Annotated in this window: 24 protein-coding genes and 4 pseudogenes; 7 read left to right on the plus strand and 21 right to left on the minus strand. The window is 68.5% G+C overall.

Annotated elements, in window-relative coordinates; genetic code table 11:
• Positions 1-2: 2 nt before the first annotated feature.
• The 3 genes from P5P27_RS18550 to P5P27_RS18560 are packed head-to-tail and all read right to left on the minus strand — an operon-like array spanning position 3 to position 3,231.
• Positions 3-1,220: a CoA transferase gene (locus tag P5P27_RS18550; protein WP_278125478.1), complete on the minus strand. Its 1,218-nt coding sequence runs from the start codon at positions 1,218-1,220 to the stop codon at positions 3-5.
• Positions 1,217-2,404: a CaiB/BaiF CoA transferase family protein gene (locus tag P5P27_RS18555; RefSeq protein ID WP_006896910.1), complete on the minus strand. Its 1,188-nt coding sequence runs from the start codon at positions 2,402-2,404 to the stop codon at positions 1,217-1,219. The genes P5P27_RS18550 and P5P27_RS18555 overlap by 4 nt, the downstream gene beginning before the upstream one ends.
• On the minus strand, positions 2,401-3,231 hold the full coding sequence (locus P5P27_RS18560) for an enoyl-CoA hydratase/isomerase family protein (RefSeq protein WP_006896911.1): 831 nt from the start codon (positions 3,229-3,231) through the stop codon (positions 2,401-2,403). The genes P5P27_RS18555 and P5P27_RS18560 overlap by 4 nt, the downstream gene beginning before the upstream one ends.
• A 191-nt stretch (positions 3,232-3,422) precedes the next feature.
• Here P5P27_RS18560 and P5P27_RS18565 point away from each other — a divergent pair, with 191 nt between their 5' ends.
• Genes P5P27_RS18565 through P5P27_RS18585 form a run of 5 tightly spaced genes read left to right on the plus strand, consistent with a single transcriptional unit; the run spans position 3,423 to position 7,599 of the window.
• The gene (locus tag P5P27_RS18565) at positions 3,423-4,598 is read left to right on the plus strand and encodes an acyl-CoA dehydrogenase family protein (protein ID WP_278125481.1); all 1,176 of its coding nucleotides are present in this window, start codon (positions 3,423-3,425) and stop codon (positions 4,596-4,598) included.
• Entirely contained in the window at positions 4,595-5,416 is an 822-nt protein-coding gene (locus tag P5P27_RS18570) for an HpcH/HpaI aldolase/citrate lyase family protein (RefSeq protein WP_222110818.1), read from the plus strand. Before P5P27_RS18565 ends, P5P27_RS18570 begins: the two co-directional genes overlap by 4 nt.
• Positions 5,417-5,471: 55 nt before the next feature.
• Positions 5,472-6,218: a 3-oxoacyl-ACP reductase FabG gene (fabG, locus tag P5P27_RS18575; RefSeq protein ID WP_278125483.1), complete on the plus strand. Its 747-nt coding sequence runs from the start codon at positions 5,472-5,474 to the stop codon at positions 6,216-6,218.
• Between the two features lie 2 nt (positions 6,219-6,220).
• Positions 6,221-7,147 (plus strand): HTD2 family dehydratase, encoded by a 927-nt coding sequence (locus P5P27_RS18580; protein ID WP_278125485.1) that lies wholly within the window; start codon positions 6,221-6,223, stop codon positions 7,145-7,147.
• Positions 7,144-7,599 (plus strand): MaoC family dehydratase, encoded by a 456-nt coding sequence (locus P5P27_RS18585; protein WP_278125487.1) that lies wholly within the window; start codon positions 7,144-7,146, stop codon positions 7,597-7,599. Before P5P27_RS18580 ends, P5P27_RS18585 begins: the two co-directional genes overlap by 4 nt.
• Before the next feature lie 246 nt (positions 7,600-7,845).
• On the opposite strand, the pseudogene P5P27_RS18590 reads toward P5P27_RS18585, so the two are convergent.
• The 3 genes and pseudogenes from P5P27_RS18590 to P5P27_RS18600 all read right to left on the minus strand — a co-directional run bounded on the left by P5P27_RS18590 (position 7,846) and on the right by P5P27_RS18600 (position 11,367).
• Positions 7,846-9,070: pseudogene (locus P5P27_RS18590) on the minus strand (acetyl-CoA C-acetyltransferase).
• 23 nt (positions 9,071-9,093) lie between these two features.
• Entirely contained in the window at positions 9,094-10,242 is a 1,149-nt protein-coding gene (locus tag P5P27_RS18595; RefSeq protein ID WP_278125488.1) for an acyl-CoA dehydrogenase family protein, read from the minus strand.
• Positions 10,243-10,257: 15 nt separating this feature from the next.
• Positions 10,258-11,367, minus strand: a complete 1,110-nt coding sequence (locus P5P27_RS18600; protein ID WP_260868228.1) for a hypothetical protein — start codon at positions 11,365-11,367, stop codon at positions 10,258-10,260.
• A gap of 145 nt (positions 11,368-11,512) precedes the next feature.
• Between P5P27_RS18600 and P5P27_RS18605 the strand changes: the two genes are divergently transcribed.
• Positions 11,513-11,779 carry a hypothetical protein gene (locus P5P27_RS18605; protein WP_233500179.1) on the plus strand — a complete coding sequence of 89 codons (267 nt, stop codon included), beginning with the start codon at positions 11,513-11,515 and terminating at the stop codon, positions 11,777-11,779.
• 22 nt (positions 11,780-11,801) lie between these two features.
• Here P5P27_RS18605 and P5P27_RS18610 read toward each other — a convergent pair.
• From P5P27_RS18610 to P5P27_RS18625, 4 genes and pseudogenes are all read right to left on the minus strand, one after another.
• A pseudogene (locus P5P27_RS18610) lies at positions 11,802-12,414 on the minus strand (nitroreductase).
• 13 nt (positions 12,415-12,427) lie between these two features.
• Positions 12,428-12,478: pseudogene (locus tag P5P27_RS20830) on the minus strand (hypothetical protein); the annotation flags it as partial.
• Positions 12,479-12,573: 95 nt separating this feature from the next.
• Positions 12,574-13,266, minus strand: coding sequence for a GntR family transcriptional regulator (locus P5P27_RS18620; protein WP_372452473.1), 693 nt, complete (start codon positions 13,264-13,266; stop codon positions 12,574-12,576).
• Positions 13,267-13,389: 123 nt separating this feature from the next.
• A complete protein-coding gene (locus P5P27_RS18625) occupies positions 13,390-13,617 on the minus strand; it encodes a hypothetical protein (RefSeq protein WP_039867638.1) in 228 nt (75 codons plus the stop codon).
• Positions 13,618-13,731: 114 nt separating this feature from the next.
• Between P5P27_RS18625 and P5P27_RS18630 the strand changes: the two are divergent.
• Positions 13,732-14,929 (plus strand): annotated as a pseudogene (locus tag P5P27_RS18630) (acyl-CoA dehydrogenase family protein).
• A gap of 70 nt (positions 14,930-14,999) precedes the next feature.
• Here the strand turns inward: P5P27_RS18630 and P5P27_RS18635 are convergent.
• From P5P27_RS18635 to P5P27_RS18685, 11 genes are all read right to left on the minus strand, one after another.
• A complete protein-coding gene (locus P5P27_RS18635) occupies positions 15,000-15,416 on the minus strand; it encodes an ester cyclase (RefSeq protein ID WP_082781281.1) in 417 nt (138 codons plus the stop codon).
• 98 nt (positions 15,417-15,514) lie between these two features.
• A complete protein-coding gene (locus P5P27_RS18640) occupies positions 15,515-15,826 on the minus strand; it encodes a DMT family transporter (protein ID WP_278125493.1) in 312 nt (103 codons plus the stop codon).
• Positions 15,823-16,170: a DMT family transporter gene (locus tag P5P27_RS18645; protein WP_006896927.1), complete on the minus strand. Its 348-nt coding sequence runs from the start codon at positions 16,168-16,170 to the stop codon at positions 15,823-15,825. The genes P5P27_RS18640 and P5P27_RS18645 overlap by 4 nt, the downstream gene beginning before the upstream one ends.
• Positions 16,167-16,721: a TetR/AcrR family transcriptional regulator gene (locus tag P5P27_RS18650; protein ID WP_222110817.1), complete on the minus strand. Its 555-nt coding sequence runs from the start codon at positions 16,719-16,721 to the stop codon at positions 16,167-16,169. The genes P5P27_RS18645 and P5P27_RS18650 overlap by 4 nt, the downstream gene beginning before the upstream one ends.
• Before the next feature lie 85 nt (positions 16,722-16,806).
• Positions 16,807-17,007 carry a CsbD family protein gene (locus P5P27_RS18655; protein ID WP_006896929.1) on the minus strand — a complete coding sequence of 67 codons (201 nt, stop codon included), beginning with the start codon at positions 17,005-17,007 and terminating at the stop codon, positions 16,807-16,809.
• A 33-nt stretch (positions 17,008-17,040) separates the two neighbouring features.
• On the minus strand, positions 17,041-17,595 hold the full coding sequence (locus P5P27_RS18660) for a hypothetical protein (protein ID WP_006896930.1): 555 nt from the start codon (positions 17,593-17,595) through the stop codon (positions 17,041-17,043).
• A complete protein-coding gene (locus P5P27_RS18665) occupies positions 17,592-18,176 on the minus strand; it encodes a DUF6286 domain-containing protein (RefSeq protein WP_006896931.1) in 585 nt (194 codons plus the stop codon). Before P5P27_RS18665 ends, P5P27_RS18660 begins: the two co-directional genes overlap by 4 nt.
• A complete protein-coding gene (locus P5P27_RS18670; RefSeq protein ID WP_006896932.1) occupies positions 18,173-18,658 on the minus strand; it encodes an Asp23/Gls24 family envelope stress response protein in 486 nt (161 codons plus the stop codon). Before P5P27_RS18670 ends, P5P27_RS18665 begins: the two co-directional genes overlap by 4 nt.
• Complete coding sequence (locus P5P27_RS18675) at positions 18,651-18,833, minus strand: hypothetical protein (RefSeq protein ID WP_006896933.1); 183 nt, start codon at positions 18,831-18,833, stop codon at positions 18,651-18,653. Before P5P27_RS18675 ends, P5P27_RS18670 begins: the two co-directional genes overlap by 8 nt.
• Positions 18,826-19,167: an Asp23/Gls24 family envelope stress response protein gene (locus tag P5P27_RS18680; protein ID WP_006896934.1), complete on the minus strand. Its 342-nt coding sequence runs from the start codon at positions 19,165-19,167 to the stop codon at positions 18,826-18,828. Before P5P27_RS18680 ends, P5P27_RS18675 begins: the two co-directional genes overlap by 8 nt.
• Positions 19,167-19,661 (minus strand): Asp23/Gls24 family envelope stress response protein, encoded by a 495-nt coding sequence (locus P5P27_RS18685; protein WP_006896935.1) that lies wholly within the window; start codon positions 19,659-19,661, stop codon positions 19,167-19,169. The genes P5P27_RS18680 and P5P27_RS18685 overlap by 1 nt, the downstream gene beginning before the upstream one ends.
• Positions 19,662-19,670: the final 9 nt, after the last annotated feature.

Here is a 19,670-nt window from a genome sequence, read left to right on the forward strand (position 1 = left end):
GGCTACGCGATGACGCCGTCCTCCCTCAGACGGGCGAGTGCGGGCGCGTCGAGACCGAGGACCTCGGAGAGGACCGCGTCGGTGTCGTGTCCGAGGTCGGTCGCCGGCGCGGTGCCCGAGTACTCGGAGTCCCAGCGGGCCGGGGCGTTCGCCGAGATGACCTCACCGATCCCCGGCTGGTCGATCGCCGTGAGGACCGGCTCGGCCGAGGGGTCCTCGGCGAATTCGGCGGCGACGTCGGCGGTGGTCTTGTACGGGCCCCACAGGACGCCGGCGGCCGAGAGGCCGGCGTGCACCTGCTCGGTGGTGTGCGCCGCGAACCACGGCCGCAGGACGGCTTCGATCAGCTCACGATGGGCGTAGCGGCCCTCGTCGGTGTTGAAGTCGGCGCCGAGCGACTTCTCCAGGGCGGCCAGCACTTCGGTGGTGCCGGTCGCCGCCCCGATGGCGCTCCACTGGCGCGGGGTGAGCGCGACGATCATCACCCGGTCGCCTTCGGACGAGGCGAAGTCGGTGCCGAAACTGCCGTACAGGTGATTGCCGTGGCAGGCGCGCGGGCCGCGCTCGGCCGCTTCGGAGAACCAGCCGAGGTTGGCGACCGCCGCCATCGCGACATCCGAGAGTGCGATCTGCACGTGCGCGCCCTGACCGGTGCGGTCACGACGGCGCAGCGAGGCGAGTACCGCGGTCACCACTTCCTGCCCGCACAGCAGATCCCACGCGGGAAGGATGTGGTTGACCGGCCGATCGGTGTCGGCCGGACCGGTCAGTGAGGCCACGCCCGAACCGCCGTTGACCGTGTAATCGACCGCGGCCGAGCCGTCGGCCCGGCCCTCCACCCGCACCGCGATCACGTCGGCGCGACGCGCGGCGAGCGCCTCGTACGAGAACCAGCTGCGTCCGACGGCGTTGTCGACGACGATGCCCGCGTCCGGACCGGGGGCCGTGGCGAGCGCCAGGAGCAGGTCCCGGCCCGCATCGGCGCGCAGGTTCAGTGAGACCGATTTCTTGCCGCGGTTGAGCGAGTTCCAGTACAGGCTCTCGTCCGACCGCACCGACAGCGGCCAGCGCTTGAAGTCCGCGTTTCCGCCGATCGGATCGACGCGGATCACCTCGGCGCCGAGCTGCGCCAGTGCCATGCCGGCGCTGGGGCCGGCGACGAAGCTCGCGAATTCGACGACTCGAATACCGTCGAGCGGACGTGCGAGAGCGGTGCTCATGCTTCCTCCCCAGAAGTGGTCGCGGACGCGGCGGCCTGGCTGAACTCGCCGCGGACGGCGTCGGTGTGCTCGCCGAGCGCGGGCACCGACCCGGACAGTCGCGGCCAGGAGCGGGCGGCGGCCGGCGGCAGCAGCGCCGGAACCTCGCCGCCCGGCGTCCCGATGGTGCGCCAGCGTCCGCGTTCGGACAATTGGGGATGCTTCGCCAGATCGCCGACGGTGTTGAACCGCGCGTTGCCGATGCCTGCGGCATCGCCCGCGGCGGCGATCTCGTCCAGCGTGTGCTCCCGCGTCCACGCGGCCACGGCCTCGTCGAGCTCGGCCCGGTGCACCACGCGGTCGTCGTTGTGCGCGTAGGTCTCGTTCGCCGCCAGATCCGGCCGATCGATCATCTCGCACAGCCGCTGCCATTCGCGATCACTCGTGGTGCCGAGCACCGCGGTCTGACCGTCGGAGGTGGGGTACGCGCCGTAGGGCGCGATCATCGGCGATCCCATGCCGACCGGGATCGGTTCGACGCCGGTGTGGATCACCTGATTGAGCGCGAATCCCATGAACTCCGAGACCACGTCCAGCATCGAGACCTCGATGACCGCCCCGGCGCCGGTGCGGTCGCGATCGTAGAGCGCCGCCAGGACCGTCGAGTAGACGTACACCGCGGTGCCGATGTCGGCGATCGGGATGCCGGGCTTGGCCGGGGCGCCTTCGGTGCCGGTGATGGCGCACGATCCGGTCTCCGCCTGGATCAGCAGATCGTAGGCGCGTTTGTGATCGGCGGGACCGCCCTTGCCGTAACCGGAGACGTCGGCGATGATGAGCCGCGGAAACCGCTCCGCGAGACTGTCGATGCCCAGGCCGAGCCGGTCGAGGGCCCCCGGCGCCATGTTGCTGACGAGCACGTCCGCCCGGCCCAGCATGGCGACGAGGATCTCCACGTCGGCGGGATCCTTGAGGTTGAGCGCCGCCGACTCCTTGCCGTAGTTCAGCCAGGTGAAGTGCGCCGAGGTGCCCTTGACGACGCTGTCGTAGTGCCGGGTGCTGTCGCCGTAGCCGGGGTTCTCGACCTTGATGACGCGCGCGCCCAGGTCGGCCAGGTGACGGGTGGCGAGCGGCGCGGAGATGGCCTGCTCCATCGTCACCACGGTGATCCCGGCGAGCGGCCCCTCCGAGCGAGTCGCGGTCATCGACGCTCCACCTTGCCGGTGAACAGCGGACCGGGGGCGTTGAAGTCGGGATCGCGCTTGGCGCGGTGCGATGCCACGCCCTCCTGCACGTCGGGTCCGCCGAATCCGTAGAACTCGTAGCCGAGCGAAGCGTCGAAGATCGCCCAGTTCTGTCGATACCAGTTGTTCAGCGCGTGCTTGCTGAACTGGATCGACGATGCCGAGCCGCCGGCCAGCCGCTCGGCGATCTCCATCGCCTTGTCCTGCACCTGGTCGTCGTCGACGCACAGCGAGACCATGCCGAGTCGCTCGGCCTCCTCGCCCGTCATCACCTCGTTGAGGAGCAGGTGGTACTTGGCCTTCGGCATGCCCGCGAATAGCGGCCAGGTGATCGCCGCGTGGTCGCCCGCAGCGACCCCGAGGCGGACGTGACCGTCGATGATCTTGGCTCGACGGCCCGCCACCGAGATGTCCGACAGCATGGCGGTCACGAGGCCGGCGCCGACCGCGGGACCGTTGATCGCCGAGACCAACGGTTGCGGCAGGTCGATGAGATTGCGGACGAGGTCGCGGGCTTCGCGGAGCACGCGGGTGCGGTCGTGCCAGTCGCCGACCATGTCCTCGACGAGGTCGAAGCTGCCGCCGGCGGAGAAGACCCGGTCGCCCTCGCCGCGGATCAGCACGGCCTTGACCGACTCGTCGCGGGCGATACGCGTCCAGATGTCGGCGAGGTCGCTGTGCCGCTGCGGGCCGACCGCGTGCATGTCCGGCCCGTCGAGCACGATGCGGAGCACGCCCTCCGACGGGCGGTCGATGGTCAGGGATTCGAAATCGTCATACGTCTGCATGGGCCGACGACCTTCCAGCTATAGGTGAGGGGTCCGGGAACTGCGCTCGGAGCCATGATTATGGATTATGCATTATGCGTTGACGCGGGACCATCGAGCGGCGACTGCGCCGCGTCGGCCCTACCACTCAGATCATCAATAATATATTATGCGTAGGTGGCAGTCGCCACGAACGAGCGCGAGGAGATTTCATGTCACAGGTCAGTCCCGAGGACTTCGCCCAGATCAAGGACGCTGTTCACGAGTTCATCCGGACCAGGGTGGTACCGCGGGAACGGGAGATCGCCGACAACGACGCGATTCCCGCTGATCTGGTCGCGACCGCCAAGGAGATCGGACTGTTCGGCTACGCGATTCCTCAGGAGTGGGGCGGCCTCGGCCTCGACCTGACGCAGGACGTCGAACTGGCGCAGGAGTTCGGGTACACCGCACTCTCGCTCCGGTCGATGTTCGGCACCAACAACGGCATCGCCGGACAGGTACTGGTGAACTTCGGCACCGACGAGCAGAAGGCCGCGTGGCTCGAGCGCATCGCCTCGGGCGAGGTGGTCGCCTCGTTCGCACTCACCGAGCCCGGCGCCGGGTCGAACCCCGCGGGTCTGCGCGCCAAGGCCGTCGAGCAGGAGAACGGCGACTGGGTCATCGACGGCGCCAAGTGCTTCATCACCAACGCACCGCTGGCGAATCTGTTCGTCACCTTCGCGCGGGTCCGTCCCGCCGACGAGAACGGTCCCGGCATCGCCGTGTTCCTGGTGCCCGCCGAGACGGCAGGCGTCTCGGTCGCCGAGCACGACCGCAAGATGGGCCAGGAGGGCGCCTGGACCGCCGACGTCCACTTCGACGGTGTCCGCGTCCCTGCGTCGGCACTCGTCGGCGGCAACGTCGACGTCGGCTACAAGGCCGCGATGACCTCCCTCGCCCGCGGGCGCGTGCACATCGCCGCCCTCGCCGTCGGCTCGGCGCAGCGCGCGCTGGACGAGTCCCTGCGCCACGTCGCCGTGACCACCCAGGGCGGCACCCCGATCGGCGACTTCCAGCTGGTGCAGGCCCACATCGCCGATATGCAGGTCGGCGTCTCCGCCGGTCGTGCGCTGGTGCGCGACGCCGCCGCGAAGTACGTCAGCGGCGAGGACCGCCGCATCTCGCCGTCGGTCGCCAAGGTGTTCTGCACCGAGATGGTCGGCCAGGTGGCCGACAAGGCCGTCCAGGTCCACGGCGGCAGCGGCTACATGCGGGAGATGCCGGTGGAGCGGATCTACCGTGACGTCCGACTGCTGCGCCTGTACGAGGGCACCAGCGAGATCCAGCGCCTCATCATCGGCGGCGGGCTGGTCCGCCAGGCCAAGAAGGATGCGACGAAGCAATGACGACAGCTGCGCACCACGCCGCCGGCGACCTCGCCCGCGGCGCTCACACCCTCCTGTTCGTCCCCGGCGACCGCCCGGAGCGGTTCGAGAAGGCCGCCGCCGCGGGTGCCGATCTCGTGGTCGTCGACCTCGAAGACGCCGTGCCCGCGGCCAACAAGGAGAAGGCGCGCGCCGAGGCCGCCGCGTGGATCGCCGCAGGTCACACGTGCGCGGTACGGATCAATGCCGCCGACACCGAGCACTTCGACGCGGACGTGTCCGCCCTCGCGGGCAGCGGCGCCGCGATCATGCTCCCCAAGGCCGAGGATCCCGCGGCGGCCGCGCGGCTCGCCGACACCACCGGCAGCGCGGTGATCGCCCTGATCGAGACAGCGCGCGGAGTCTTGGCGGCCGCGTCGATCGCGTCGGCTCCCGGCGTGGTCCGTCTCGCGATCGGCACCTTCGACCTCGCCGCGCAACTCGGCGTCGACCCGACCGACACCGAAGCCCTCGCGGCCTCCCGTGGCGCGCTGGTCCTGGCCTCGGCGGCCGCCGGTCTCACCGGCCCCGTCGACGGCGTCACCGGATCGGTGGACGATCCCGACCGGGTCCGCGCCGACGTCGCATACGCGCGACGTCTCGGCTTCGCGGGCAAGCTCGTCATTCATCCGAAGCAGCTCGACCCCACTTCGTCGGCGTTCGCCCCCAGCGCAGACGACATCGCGTGGGCGCGGCGGATCATCGAAGCGCTGGGAACCGACGGCGTGGCCGTGGTCGACGGCCAGATGGTCGACAAACCCGTCGTCGATCGCGCGCGCAGCATCCTCGACCGCGCGTAGCGCCCGACCTCGAACTCGAAACTCGACAAACCTCAACCCACAGGAGCACCGCAAAATGTCCGGACCACTTCTCGAAGGCAAGACCGCCGTCATCACCGGTGCCGCGCAGGGCATCGGCTACTCGATCGCTCAGCGCTTCATCGCCGAAGGCGCCCGCGTGGTGCTCGGTGACATCAACCCCGAGCAGGTCGCCAAGGCCGCCGAGTCGCTCGGCGGTCCCGAGGTCGCCGTGGGCGTCGCGGGCGACGTCACCTCCTCCGACGACGTCCAGACGCTCGTGCGCACGGCCGTCGACACCTTCGGCTCCCTCGACGTCATGGTCAACAACGCGGGCATCACCCGCGATGCGACCATGCGCAAGATGACCGAGGAGATGTTCGACCAGGTCATCAACGTGCATCTCAAGGGCACCTGGAACGGCACCCGCCTGGCCGCCACCATCATGCGCGAGCAGGGCAGCGGAGCGATCGTGAACATGTCCTCGCTGTCGGGCAAGATCGGTCTGGCCGGCCAGACCAACTATTCGGCCGCCAAGGCCGGCATCGTCGGTCTGTCGAAGGCCGCCGCCAAGGAACTCGCCCACCTGGGGATCCGCGTCAACGCCATTCAGCCGGGCCTGATCCGCACGGCGATGACCGAGGCCATGCCGCAGAAGGTCTGGGATCAGAAGATGGTCGAGATCCCGATGGGCCGCGCCGGAGAGGTCGACGAGATCGCCAAGGTGGCGCTGTTCCTCGCCTCCGACCTGTCCTCGTACATGACCGGAACGGTCATGGAGGTCACCGGCGGGCGGTTCATGTGACCATGACCGGCACCGCCGACACTCCCGTCTTCGAGGGCTGGACCGCTCACACCGTCACCACCGAGGAAGTGGTCGACGCCGGCCGGGTCCGTGCCCTGGCGCATCTGTTCGACGACGGTCTGCCCGTACCGCAGATCGGCGATCCGCTGCCCCCGCTGTGGCACTGGGTCGCGCTCCCGGAGTGGTCCGTCTCGAGCAGCCTCGGTCTCGACGGACACCCGCGGCTCGGTTCGTTCCTGCCGCCGGTCGGTCTGCCCCGGCGCATGTTCGCCGGAGGCACGGTCTCGTTCCCCGGAACCATCCGGGTCGGCGACACCATCACCCGCGAGTCGACCGTCGAGTCGGTGACCGACAAGACCGGTCGCAGCGGCCGGCTGGTGATCGTGGTGGTCGCCACCACGCTGTACGCGCCGGACGGCACCGCCGCGGTGCGCGAGAAGCAGAACCTCATCTACCGGGAAGCGGCACCCGCCTCCGCGCAGCCGGCGGCCGACCCCGCTCCGGCCTCGGCCTTCGTCCCGGTCGGCAGCCCGATCGTGCCGTCGGAGACCCGCCGGTGGGAATTCCTGACCGACCCGACGCTCCTGATGCGGTTCTCCGCCGCCACCGCGAACGCCCATCGCATCCACTACGACTGGCCGTACGCCACCCGCGTGGAGGGCTATCCGGGATTGGTGGTGCACGGACCGTTGATGACGCTGTCGCTGGTGGAGACTCATCGCCTGCTGGCCGACGGCACCGTGGTCGACACCGTCTCGCATCGCAACTCCAAGCCGCTGTTCTGCGGAGACGACGCCGCGCTGGTGTACTCGGGCACGGGCACCGACGCCCGCGTGGAACTCGTCGGCGCCGGTGGTGACGTCCACACCGCGATCGACCTCGTCTTCGCCACCGGCACCACCACCACCGACCAGGGAGCCCAGTCATGATCCGCGTGTTCTCGTCGCTCGATCAGCTCCGCGACGCCCTCGGCGAGGAGATCGGCCCGAGCGCGCCGCTCGTCGTGGAACAGGAGCGCATCGACGCCTTCGCCGATGCGACCGGCGATCACCAGTGGATCCACGTCGACACCGAGCGCGCCGCCGACGGCCCGTACGGCACGACCATCGCTCACGGATTCCTGACGCTCTCGCTGATCCCGCTCTTCGGGCGGGATCTGTATTCGATCGAGTTCGGTTCGGCCCGACTCAACTACGGCCTCAACAAGGTCCGGTTTCCGGCACCGGTCCCGGTCGGCAGCTCGCTGACCGCCACGGTGACGTTCACCGACATCGCCGAGGGACCGGCCGGTGCGACGGTGACCGCCAAGTACGTGATCACCGCGGAGGGCGCCGCCAAACCCTCGTGCATCGCCGAGTTCCTGGTGGTCGTCACCGGCTGATCGGCGAATCCGCTCAGCGGCTCGGGCCGACGTGCTGTCTCCGATCCCGCCGCCGCCGTGAAGCCGACCATCTTGAGTCCGTGGGCGGCTCGGACGTCGAAGAGGCTGAAGTCTTGTATCCGCCGATCTCCAGGATTCGGATGCCTTCGAGGGGCGGGTGTTGCATGACGATCCCCAATGACAGCTTGCTAATACTATATACAATAAGGAACGGAACCCGGGACCGAAATCCCGGGAACCGCTCTGTCAGACCGCTTCGAACGTGGCCGCCATGCCCTGGCCGCCGCCGATGCACATGGTCGCGAGGCCCTTGCCTCCGCCGCGGCGATGCAACTCGTGCAGCATCGTCGTGACCATCCGGACGCCCGTCGCACCGATCGGGTGCCCCAGCGAGATGCCCGAGCCGTTGACGTTGACGCGCTCCTCGTCCCGCCAGTCCCAGCCCTCCAGGACCGCCAGGACCTGGACCGCGAACGCCTCGTTGAGCTCCACCACATGGAGCGCGTCGAGCAGTTCGTGCACGGACACGCCCGTCCGGGCGGCGAGCCGCTGGACCGCGGGTACCGGACCGATGCCCATGCGCGCCGGATCGCAGCCCGCGGCGGCCCAGCCGGTGAGGAAGCCGAGCGGTTCCAGACCCAGCTCGTCGAGCTTGTCCTCGGCCACGATGATGCAGGCCGCCGCCGCGTCGTTCTGCTGGCTGGCGTTGCCCGCGGTGACGGTGCCGCCCGGGCTCACGGTGCGCAGCTTGCTCAGCGTCTCGACGGTGGAACCGGGACGGATGCCCTCGTCGCGGGCGAAGACGATCGGATCGCCCTTGCGCTGCGGGACGGTCACCGGGACCACCTCGTCGTCGAACTTCCCGGCCTCCCACGCCGCGTGCGCACGCTGATGACTGCGGGCCGCGTAGGCGTCGGCGGCCTCGCGGGAGACGCCGTAGTCCTTCGCGAGGTTCTCGGCCGTCTCGATCATTCCGGAGATCTTGCCGAAGCGATGCTCGGGCTGGCTGCGCTCGCGGCCGCGGTCGAGGCGGTCGTAGAGCACCGAGTTGCCCGCGCGCGAACCCCAGCGATTGCTGGTGGAGTAGTACTCGATCCGGCTCATCGACTCGATGCCGCCGGTGAGCACGGCATCGGCGGCACCGGTCTGCACCATCATCGCCGCGGTGACGATGGCCTGCAGTCCGCCGCCGCATCGACGGTCCAGCTGCATTCCGGGCAGGGCGATCGGCAGGCCGGCGTTCAGCGCCAGCCATCGGCCGACGCACGGCACCTCGGAGTTGGCGTACGACTGCGCGAACACCACGTCGTCGAGGCGCTCCGGGTCGATACTCGAACGCTCGACGACCGCGTTGATGATGCCGGCGCCGAGATCCTCGACCGGCACATCCTTGAGGGAACCGCCGAACGTGCCGACGGGGGGTGCGCAGCGGACTCACGATGGCCGCGCGGCGAAGGGTCTGCTGAGTCATGGTGAAGTCCAGTTCCTTCTCGATCAGATCTTGTTGCGCGCGATGTGCTGCGCGGCGATGACGTTGCGCTGGATCTCGTTGGTGCCCTCACCGACGATCATCAGCGGTGCGTCACGGAAGTAGCGCTCCACGTCGTACTCCTTGGAGTAGCCGTAGCCGCCGTGGACGCGGATCGAGTCGAGGGCCAGCTGCATCGCCGTCTCCGACGCGAACAGCTTGGCCATTCCGGCCTCGAGGTCGGCGCGCTCGCCGCGGTCGAGCTTCTCAGCGGCGTCGACGGTGAGCAGGCGGGCGGCCTGCTGCTTGGTCGCCATGTCGGCGATCATGTTGCCGACGCTCTGGTGCTTCCAGATCGGCTTGCCGAACGACTCGCGCTCCTGCGCATACTTGGTGGCCGCCTCGAGCGACGCCTGACCGACGCCGAGCGCACGGGAGGCCACCTGGATGCGCCCGACCTCGAGGCCGCGCATCATGTGGCCCCAGCCCTTGTTCGGCTCTCCGCCGAGGACGGCGTCGGCGGGCACCTTCATGCCGTCGAAGACCAGCTCGCAGGCCTCGACGCCGCGGTAGCCGAGCTTCGGGAGCTTCTTGGAGACGGTGAAGCCGTCGCCCGGCTCCACGAGGATGACGCTCATGCCCTTGTGGGCCGGGCTGGCGTCACGGTCGGTGATGCACAGCAGGCCGAACAGTCCGGAGTGCGCCGCATTGGAGATCCAGGTCTTGGATCCATTGATGGTGAAGCCGTCCTCGCCGGGCGCCGCGTAGGTGCGCATGGCCTGCAGATCGCTGCCGCCGCCGGGCTCGGTGAGAGCCATCGTCGCGCGGATCTTGCCCTCGGCCATCGCCGCCAGGTACTTGTCCTTCTGCTCCTGGGTGCCGAAGGTCTTGATCAGATACGTGATCACCGAGTGTCCGCCGATCGCGCCGGCGAGGCTCATCCACCCGCGCGCCAGTTCCTCGCACACCCGGGCGAAACACGCCATGCTGACGTCGACGCCGCCGTACTCGGCGGGCGCGAGCAGACCGAAGAAGCCGAGTTCCTTCATCTCTTCGATGAATTCCTCGGGATAGATGTCGTCGGCTTCGAACTCCCGAACACGCGAGGCCACCCGCTGGTCGATGAAGTCGCGGACCAACGACACCATCTCTTGTTCGTCCTTGGTCAGTGCCATGAGCTGAAAGCCTTTCTAGCCGGGATCGTCGTCTGGATCACGTCCATCATCGGTAGCATAATATATTATGCTCAGATAACCCAGTGGCCCGGGACACAGCAGCAGCCCCGGTGCGCCGGCCGGATCGCATCGACCCGGATCGCGTTGAAGAGGAGCCGAGACAGCATGAGCACCCGACCGTTCTCCGCCGACTACTGGAGCGCCGTCGAGGTGATCGGCCCCGACCAGGCGCGGGCGATGCAGGAGTCGCGGCTGGCCGAGCAGCTCGCGTACCTCGCCGCCAACAGCGAGTTCTACCGGGCGAAATTCGCCGAGCACTCGGTGAACATCGACCGAGTGACGACGCTCGACCACCTGGCCGATCTCCCCTTCACCGAGAAGCAGGAGCTCCGGGACAGTCTGGCGGAGCATCCTCCGCTCGGCTCGCACGTGGCGGCGCCGATGTCGGAGATCGTCCAGATCCAGGCGTCGTCGGGCACCACCGGCAGCCCGTCGTACGTCGGCCTCACCGAATCGGACATCACGATCTGGAGCGAACTCGGCGCCCGGGCCCTGTACGCCAACGGCTTCCGGCCGGGCGACCGCATGTTGCACGGATTCGGCATGAGCAAAGGCTTCGTGGGCGGGCTCCCGGTGGTCCAGATCGCCAGGCACATGGGCATCGTCGACATCCCTATCGGCGCGGAGGCCGGTGCCGAGCGTCTGCTGCGCGTACAGGCCGACCAGCGTCCGGAGGCGCTCATCGGCACGCCCAACTTCCTCGCCTACCTCGCCGAACAGGCGCCGGACATCGTCGGTGTGCCCGCCGCCGAATTGGGCGTCCGCAGCATCAGCGTCGGCGGCGAGCCGGGCGGCGGACTGCCCGCGATCCGCGACAAGCTGCAGTCGCTGTGGGGCGCCACCTCGCGCGAGATGCTCGGCGGCACCGACCTCGGCTGCATCTACTGGGGCGAATGCGAAGCCGGGGAGGGCATGCACTTCCACTCGCCGGATCTGATCATCGCCGAGATCATCGATCCCGCCGACGGGCAGGTGCTCGCCCCCGCGGCCGGCGTCGAGGGGGAAGTGGTGTACACCGCCCTCGGGCGTCGGGCGTCGGGCGTCGCCGCTGCTGCGCTTCCGCACCCGCGATCACGTCGTCGTCACCGCCACCGACTGCGCCTGCGGTCGGACCGGATACAAGGTTCGGTGTGTCGGGCGCACCGACGACATGCTCATCGTCCGCGGCATCAACGTGTTCCCGTCAGCGGTGAAGCAACTCGTGGAGGAGATGGCGCCGCTCACCACCGGGCACATCCGTATCCGCCCCGACTTCGAGGGTCATTCCACCCAGCGTCCACTGCCTGTGGTGGCCGAAGTCGCCGACGCCGTCGACCCCGCACGCCACCCCGAGGTGAAGGCCGCCATCGAGGACCGGATCCGCTCGGCCCTCAACATCAAGGCCGATGTGGAGCTGATCGGCGAGGGCACGCTGAAGCGGCCGGATCACGTCAAGGTCGCACCGGTCGAGCGCGACGCAGGCGCGGCCGCGCAGTGAGCGGGCCGCGTCCGGGCCTCTCTCAGGCGTCGACCCAGCGCACCACGTCCGACAGCTCCGCACGCGAGGTGCGGTAGGTGTTGGTCGGGGTCGGCGTAGCCGAACGAGATGCCGAGCAGGACCTTGCGATCGTCGGCGATCGCGAAATGCGACCGGATCAGCGGATACGCCATCGCGAGGGCCGCCTGCGGAATGGCGCCGAGACCGAGTGCCCGCGCCGCCAGCAGGAAGTTGCTCACGTAGAGCCCGGAATCGACGGCACCGTACACATCGTGCACCGCGTCGGTCGTCACGATCGCGACGTGCGGCGCACCGAAGAGCCGGAAGTTCTCCATCGCCTGCTTCGCCGATCCCACTCGGTCAGAGCCGCGCGGGATCGCTCCGTTCCCTCGCCCTCGGGTGACGATGACCTGCCACGGCTGCGTGTTGTTGCACCACGACGGCGACCGCTGAGCGATCGACAGCAGCCGCTCGATGTCCGCACGCGGAACCTGCCGGCCCTCCTGATAGCCGCGGCAGCTCCAGCGGCTGTCGAGCAGCGCCTCGAGGACGCGACCGTCCTCGTCCGGCGACTCGAGCGTCGCGGTGCCGGGTTTCGTAATGATCGATCTGTGCAGGCAGAAGCACACCTGCATCAGCGTAGAAACGCAACGCACTCGCCGTCAGACCGCTCCGCCGCGCGAACGATCCGATCGACATCAACCTGGAATCTGCCACCCGGACATCATCCGGCTTCGACCTACTTGAATGTCAACCGGCGCGGACGCCTCGACGGACGTCGTGACCGGCAACGCCTACTCCGCGTCCTTCCACAGTCCGCGCTCCTCGAGCATCTGGACCACGTAGTCGGCGCTGTTGACGATGTGCTTCTCGGTGATCTCGCGTGCGCGCTGGGCGTCGTGCGCGGTCAGCGCGTCGAGCATCTGATGGTGTTCGGGCGTCACCGTGCGCACATGCGACTCGATCGACGCGTAGAACGAGTTGGGCAGGTGCTTGACGATGGACGCCAGCAGTCGAGCGAGCCGGTCGGAGTCGGCCGCGAGATTGATCAGCCGGTGGAACTGGTGTCCGAGGTCCCCGATGGCCTCGGTATTGCCCGAACTCACCGCGGCATCGCACTGCGCCATCACTTCTTCGAGCTGCTGGAGCTGGACATCGGTGATCCGCTCGGCCGCACGCGCGGCGAGTTCTCCCGACAACTGTGCCTGCGCCCAGAACAGATCGCGCACGTCCTGTCGCGTGAACTCCGCGACCACGAAACCACGGCGGGGCACGGCCGTGACGAATCCTTCGTTCGACAGGCGCAGCAGGCCCTCGCGCACCGGAGTGATCGAGACGCCGACCGTCTCCGCGATCGGCTCCATCCGCAAGAATTCGCCCGGCTTGAGGTTGCCCGACATGATCTGTTCACGGACGTAGCTCGTGACCGCGTCCGGCAACTGCTTATGCCGTCCACGGCCGCTCGACACGGGTGCACTCACGATGATCTGCCGCCTCACTGGTGTCGGTTCTGTCACCTGGATAATATCTTTCACACAATGCGCACGACGCGCCGGGCACTCGAGTGTCCGGCGCGTCGTGCGTTGCAATTTGATTGACCCGTGCGCGGTTCAGCTGATGGCACCCGATGCGTGCAGTGCGGCGAGGCGCTCGGCGTCGAAGCCCCAGTCGGTCAGTACCTCGTCGGTGTGCTCACCCGGTTCGGCCGGAGGCCGCGAGATGGAGCCCGGCGTCCGACTGAACCGCGGCGCGGGCGCCGGCTGCGGTACGCCCTCCACTTCTACGAAGGTCTCACGTGCCACGAGATGCGGGTGCACCGGCGCTTCTGCCAGTGACATCACGGCAGGTCGAAGAGCTTCCTGGGCGGCGTACGTCACCAGATCCGCCTCACCCCGGAGGCAGAACCGCATATTATGCACGATGGTTGGGGCAGCGAACAGAGACGAGGACCCATGGGCAAGTTGTGTGCGACCGAGAACCTCAGCACCGAACAGCGAGACATCCTCGCGACGGTCCGGGATTTCGTCGACCAGCAGATTCTGCCCATGGCCACCCATCTGGAACACGCGGACGAGTACCCGACGGAGATCGTCGCGCAGATGAAGCAGATGGGGCTCTTCGGCCTCACCATCGACGAGGAGTACGGCGGACTCGGCGAGTCGCTGCTCACCTATGCGCTGGTCGTGGAAGAGATCGCCCGTGGCTGGATGAGCGTCTCCGGCATCATCAACACGCATTTCATCGTCGCCTACCTGCTGCAGCAGCACGGCACACCGGAACAGAGGGCGAAGTACCTTCCCCGCCTCGCAGCCGGCGACCTCACCTGCGCCTTCTCCATGTCCGAGCCCGGTCTGGGGTCCGACGTCGCCGCCGTCACGACGTCCGCCACCCCCGACGGCCGAGGACGGTACACCGTCAACGGCCAGAAGATGTGGGTCACCAACGGCGCGAGCTCGTCACTCGTGGCCGTCCTGGTCCGCACTCCCGAGGGGCGCGACCGTCCGCATCAGAACCTGACGACCTTCCTCATCGAGAAGACGCCCGGATTCGGCGAGGCGGCACCTGGCCTCACGATCCCCGGAAAGATCGAGAAGATGGGGTACAAGGGCGTCGACACCACCGAACTGCTCTTCGACGACTATTCGATCGACGCCGCCGAGATCCTCGGCGGCGAGCCGGGCCGGGGCTTCTACCAGATGATGGACGGCGTCGAAGTCGGCCGCGTCAACGTCGCCGCACGCGCCGTCGGCGTCGCCCACCGCGCCTTCGAGCTCGGCACCTCGTACGCCCAGCAGCGCGAGACCTTCGGCAAGCCGATCGCCGAGCACCAGGCCGTCCTCTTCCGCATCGCGGAGATGGGGACGAAGGTCGAAGCCGCGCATCAGATGGTGGTCCGCGCCGCCCGCGTCAAGGACGCGGGCGAACGGAACGACCTCGAAGCCGGAATGGCGAAGTACCTGGCCTCCGAGTACTGCCGCGACGTGGTCGAGGACGCCTTCACGGATCCACGGCGGATACGGTTTCGCCAAGGAGTACGAGATCGAACGCCTCTACCGCGAGGCCCCCATGCTCCTGATCGGCGAGGGAACCGCCGACATCCAGCGGATGATCATCGGCCGGCGGCTGCTGGAGAACTACTCCGAACGGTGACGGGCTCCGGAACACGCGGAAGGCGGACCCGGCACACCGCCGTGATCCGCCCCGCCGTCGTGTCTGTCCGTCAGGCCAGCCCGAGCTGTCCCAGGAGTGCGAGATTGTCGTAGTAGACGCGGTGCGCGCTCACCTTTCCGTCGGTGACGAGAAAGGTGTCGATGAGTCCGAACTCCACCTTCTTTCCGGTCGGCGGCACCTCCCCGTTCGGCGTGGCCAGCGGGCCGGTGTGCGTCCCCGTGAAGACCTGCTCCACCACGACGCCGTTGTCGTCGGCCCAGATCTGGCGCGGCGTGAGCCGGATGTCGGGAAAGGCGGTGTAGAACGCGACGGCTGTCTGCACGATCCCGTCGCGGCCCTCGAAACTCGTCCCGCCCGGCAGTTCCACGGCGACGTCATCGGCGAAGATGCTGCCGAACAATTCCATATCCTTCTCTGCAAGTCCTCGGTTGTGGGCATCGACGATATGGTCGGATAACGCGGTCATAGGAGTCCTCCTCGATTGGCTGATTGAGAGTGAACCCACTATGCGCGCGTAGTCCGCACGCGAAATGTCCAAGATTCTGGACGTCGACGAAACGAGCGTCAGCCGAGTTCCACCAGCAGCACGCCGGCGATGATGAGGGCCATGCCCAGCAGCATCCGGCCGGTCAACGGGTCCTTCCAGATCACGCGGGCGAGCGTCGCTATCGCCACGATGCCGACGGCGGTCCAGATTCCGTACGCGACACTGACCGGCACGCCGGCGTCGAGGGCGAAGCCGAGGAAGACGAAGGCACAGGTGTATCCGACCCCCACCAGGATCAGCCAGCGACGGCGACCGGCACCGGCCGCACGCAAGCCCAAGGTGCCGGTGACCTCCGAGGCGATCGACAGCAGCAGCCACACCCAGCTCACAGCACCTGCTCCTCGCTCGCGGCGCCGACGGTCTTCGCCCCCGTCTCCACCACGACCACACCGAGGATGATCAGCGCGATTCCGATGATCGCCCGCGCCCCGAGCGTCTCACCGAAGATCACCACGCCGAGCACTGCGACGAGTGCGACGCCGGAAGCACCCCAGATCCCGTAGGCGACGCCGATGTGCATACCGGCGCGCAGGGTCTGCGCGAGCAGAGCGAAAGCCGCGCAGTAGGCGACGATCACCACGGGAATCCAGCCGGGATGGTCGACGGTGGCGCGCAGGGTGAGCGTCCCGGTCACCTCGGCGGCGATGGCGCCGCCCAGCAGCAGCCACTTCACCGCTCCGCCCCCTCGGCGGCGTCGATCAGCGCGAGCGCGTGGCGTCGGACGGCGGGAAGATCGTCGGCGGGGAACACGCCGGTGGCCTCCGACATCCACGCCCCGTCGGCGCAGAAACGCGCGGCCGTCAGCCGTGCCCGCGCCGGTACGGGCACGTCCTCGAGTGCGAACCACGGTCCGAGGACACGAGCCCAGGGTTCGGTCAGTGCGGGGTGGTAGAGCGCATCGGTGAAGATCCAGTAGTCGGCCCGGGATACGTCGGCGGTGGTGGCGACGGTGACGTACGCGCGGTAGCGGTCGAAGACGGCCAGGTCGGCGGGACCGGCTCCGGCGTGCGCGCGCAACAGCGAGTCCCAGTGGCGCGCAGCGTATTCCACCAGACCGAGCATGAGTTCCCGTTTGGTCGGGAAGTGGTACATCAGGCCGGGTTTGGTGATCCCGGCACGAGCGGCGACCGACTCCAGGGAGATCGTCACCCCCTGCACCGATTCGCTCTCTTGGGCCAGTTCCTTGGCCGCCTGCAGGATGCGCACCCGCGTCTCGGACTCCATCCGGCCACTTTACCTTCCAGAAGGTAAAGTGCGGACACAAAGAAGCGCCGGCCCGCCGGGGAGTTCCCGACGGGCCGGCGTGCGATCACTTGTCGCCGGTGAGCTTGTCCTTCACCTTGGCGGCCGCGTCCTTGACCTCTTCGACGCCCTTCTTCACCGCGGCCGCGGCCTGATCGGCCTTGCCCTCGTTCTTGAGGTCGTCATCGCCGGTCAGCGAGCCGCCGGCCTCCTTGGCCTTGCCCTTGAGCTCGTCGGCCTTGTTGCTCATCTTGTCTTCCATCGCCATTGCGGCAACTCCTCTTCTCGGATTTCACTTCGGTTATTGCAGCGCGTCCAGGTGAATGAAGACCTGGACGTGCACATCCGAATCCCCCAGCGCGATTCGGAGGTCTTCGATCGTCGGCGTCACAATGCCGACGATCTCGTCGTACGAGCGCTCGGGTGCGACGTCGACCGTGATGCGGATGATCGCCTCGCCGCGGTCGTCGATCGCCTGCACGCGCACCTGGCGCAGGACAGTCTGTGTGGCGAGTTGTTCTTCGACGGCCGAGGCCACCTGCTTGAGCGAGACCGTCATCGTCCCCTCGGGCCCGCTGCCGTTCAGCACCAGGAGTTCGGGTCGGCGCGGCGCGATCGTGGTCCGGATCAGCCTCCAGCCCCAATACAACGCGAGCAGTGCGACGGCGACCAGGACGGCGGCGAACCAACCGGCGGCGGTCGCGTCACGGATGCCTCCGGTGTCGATTCGGTCCACCCACCCCTCGACCGGGTGCACCGACAGTTGGTGCAGGATCACCCCTGCGGCCAGTACCAGACACAGAAGCCCGATCACACCGATCGACAGTCGGTGCAGGGCTGCGGCTCCGCGGTTCATTCGACGAACTCTTTCCTCGGCCCCCGGACCTTCACCACCACGTGCTTGCCGGAACTCACCGCCCCGACCGCGTCATCGGCCACTTGCGCGATGCGATCGCGGTCGACGGGCCCGGACGTGCGGACGGTCACCCTGATGCGGCGGCGTCCCACCGTCGTCAGCGCATGCCGGACGTTGGGCACCTCGGAGACCGCCGCGCTCGCGCGGCGCGCGACGTCGACCGGGCGGGTCCACACCACGCGGACGCCGTCGACGTTGAGGTGCGTTCGCCGGCGGGGCTTCACCGCGAGCCAGAGCAGGACGAGGCCGACCACGGCGCAGACGGCGGGGATCGCCCACATCCAACCGCTCCAGGTGGACGACCCGAGATTGTCGGCGGCACGGTGAGTCCAGGTCTCCCCGGAGACGGCGCCGGTGGTCACCAGTAGGTCCCGGATCATCGCCCCGCACAGCACGAGCAGCGCCACCCCGAGCAGCCCGCCGGCGATGGCGGCTCCGGGGAACCCCGCCGGATCGCGAATCGGTTCATCGCTGATGTCCCGCAACTCGTCGTCACGGTCTTCGGCGGCCGACGGTGTCATGGTCTTCCCCCTTCGTCAACGGCTTCGCCTGCAGCGGGCCCGTCGTCGGGATCGGGCAGTTGCACGAAGCCGTTCTTCCTGAATCTCGCGGCGGCTCCGGGCACCACCGCCTCCACCGCGACGTTCACGCGCACCGGGCGGTTCCCGGTGAGCCGGTCGAGTTCGTCGCCGACCTTCTGCCGCACCCGTGAGCAGGTGGCGGAGATCGGTGAGGGCCACGCGAGCGCCAACGTGAGGTCCACGACGTGGGCGGCGCCGCCCGCGCTCTCCACCCGCACCCGGGGATAGTCGGAGCCCGCGGTCGCCTCACCGCCGACGAACGCGCCCAGCCGACCCGCCATCGATCCGTCGTGACGGACCACGCCGTCGACGCTCAACGCGGCGGCCAACGCGATCTTCTCGAAGACGCTGTCCGCCATCGTCAGCCGACCGGGCGCGGTGGTGTCCGGCACGTTGGCCGACGGGGCCGAGACGTCAGCCACGGCTGCGTCCGCGCGCGATCGCGCGCACATCGATGGTGCCGTCGACCTGCAGGCCCACGATCAGCCCGACGGCTCCGAGGATCAGCGCCAGGATCAGACCGCCGAATCCGCCGGTGGTGGCCGCCAACGCCAGCAGCAGGCCCGCGAACAGGCCGATCGTCGCAGCTTTAGTCATCGAGTTCTCCTTCAGATTCGGTCGTCGCGGTCCCGGCGGCGGCGGGTTCTCCGGTGGTGACGTCCTCGATGGTCACCGAGAACCGGCGGCCGCTGATCTCACTGGCCGTGTCCGCCACCTGCGCCGCCACCTCGCGCAGGTCGTGGCGCAGATCGACCACGATGTGCACCGAGCCCTCCTCGTCGGAGAGCCGGATGCCGCTGACCCGTTCGCCCGGGAGATACGTGGCGACCTCGCCGAACATTCCGCCGTCGAGTTCCACCACTCCGGGTACCGCGAGCACGGCGGCGGCGATGTCCTTCACCAGCGCGTCGTCGGCCGAAGGCGGCGCCATCACTGGACCCGCGGTTCGCCGAAGTCCTGGTCCTCGTCGTCGAAGTGGATGTCGTGCACGGTCACGTTCACTTCGGTCACTTCCAGGCCGGTCATCTGCTCGATCGCGTTGATCACGTTGCGGCGGATGGCCCCGGCGAGTTGGTGGATGGCCACGCCGAATTCGGCGACGATCGAGATGTCGATGGCGGCCTGCCGCTCCCCGACCTCGACGTCGATTCCCTGAGTCACGCTGGTGCTGGTACCCGGCAGCACGTCGCGGACCTTGCCGACAGCGCGTTCCGTGGTACCGCCGAGGTCGTACACACCGTCGATCTCGCGGGTGGCGATTCCCGCGATCTTGGCGACGACGACGTCCGCGATCGACGTGGTGCCGAGGCTGCCGTTGAGCGCGGTCGTCGAGTTCCGGGCCAGTTGGACGTCGCGCCCGGTGGTGCGCGGACCGTCGGTGTCGGTGCCTGCGTCGGTCGACTTCGCGGTGGTCTGTTCGCTCATGCTGGTCCT

It is taken from the genome of Gordonia sihwensis (genome assembly GCF_029632925.1).
Lineage (GTDB): Bacteria > Actinomycetota > Actinomycetes > Mycobacteriales > Mycobacteriaceae > Gordonia > Gordonia sihwensis.

What these genes read in the sequence shown, in the direction of transcription:
- P5P27_RS18660 (WP_006896930.1), bottom strand. Translation starts at nt 17,595, where the DNA reads ATGAACCGCGGAGCCGCAGCCCTGCACCGACTGTCGATCGGTGTGATC.
- P5P27_RS18685 (WP_006896935.1), bottom strand. Translation starts at nt 19,661, where the DNA reads ATGAGCGAACAGACCACCGCGAAGTCGACCGACGCAGGCACCGACACC.
- P5P27_RS18580 (WP_278125485.1), top strand. Translation starts at nt 6,221, where the DNA reads ATGACCGGCACCGCCGACACTCCCGTCTTCGAGGGCTGGACCGCTCAC.
- P5P27_RS18665 (WP_006896931.1), bottom strand. Translation starts at nt 18,176, where the DNA reads ATGACACCGTCGGCCGCCGAAGACCGTGACGACGAGTTGCGGGACATC.
- P5P27_RS18650 (WP_222110817.1), bottom strand. Translation starts at nt 16,721, where the DNA reads ATGGAGTCCGAGACGCGGGTGCGCATCCTGCAGGCGGCCAAGGAACTG.
- P5P27_RS18570 (WP_222110818.1), top strand. Translation starts at nt 4,595, where the DNA reads ATGACGACAGCTGCGCACCACGCCGCCGGCGACCTCGCCCGCGGCGCT.
- P5P27_RS18555 (WP_006896910.1), bottom strand. Translation starts at nt 2,404, where the DNA reads ATGACCGCGACTCGCTCGGAGGGGCCGCTCGCCGGGATCACCGTGGTG.
- P5P27_RS18560 (WP_006896911.1), bottom strand. Translation starts at nt 3,231, where the DNA reads ATGCAGACGTATGACGATTTCGAATCCCTGACCATCGACCGCCCGTCG.
- P5P27_RS18550 (WP_278125478.1), bottom strand. Translation starts at nt 1,220, where the DNA reads ATGAGCACCGCTCTCGCACGTCCGCTCGACGGTATTCGAGTCGTCGAA.
- P5P27_RS18675 (WP_006896933.1), bottom strand. Translation starts at nt 18,833, where the DNA reads ATGACTAAAGCTGCGACGATCGGCCTGTTCGCGGGCCTGCTGCTGGCG.
- P5P27_RS18655 (WP_006896929.1), bottom strand. Translation starts at nt 17,007, where the DNA reads ATGGCGATGGAAGACAAGATGAGCAACAAGGCCGACGAGCTCAAGGGC.
- P5P27_RS18585 (WP_278125487.1), top strand. Translation starts at nt 7,144, where the DNA reads ATGATCCGCGTGTTCTCGTCGCTCGATCAGCTCCGCGACGCCCTCGGC.
- P5P27_RS18595 (WP_278125488.1), bottom strand. Translation starts at nt 10,242, where the DNA reads ATGGCACTGACCAAGGACGAACAAGAGATGGTGTCGTTGGTCCGCGAC.
- P5P27_RS18680 (WP_006896934.1), bottom strand. Translation starts at nt 19,167, where the DNA reads ATGGCGCCGCCTTCGGCCGACGACGCGCTGGTGAAGGACATCGCCGCC.
- P5P27_RS18565 (WP_278125481.1), top strand. Translation starts at nt 3,423, where the DNA reads ATGTCACAGGTCAGTCCCGAGGACTTCGCCCAGATCAAGGACGCTGTT.
- P5P27_RS18625 (WP_039867638.1), bottom strand. Translation starts at nt 13,617, where the DNA reads ATGTCACTGGCAGAAGCGCCGGTGCACCCGCATCTCGTGGCACGTGAG.
- fabG (WP_278125483.1), top strand. Translation starts at nt 5,472, where the DNA reads ATGTCCGGACCACTTCTCGAAGGCAAGACCGCCGTCATCACCGGTGCC.
- P5P27_RS18605 (WP_233500179.1), top strand. Translation starts at nt 11,513, where the DNA reads ATGGCGCCGCTCACCACCGGGCACATCCGTATCCGCCCCGACTTCGAG.
- P5P27_RS18635 (WP_082781281.1), bottom strand. Translation starts at nt 15,416, where the DNA reads ATGACCGCGTTATCCGACCATATCGTCGATGCCCACAACCGAGGACTT.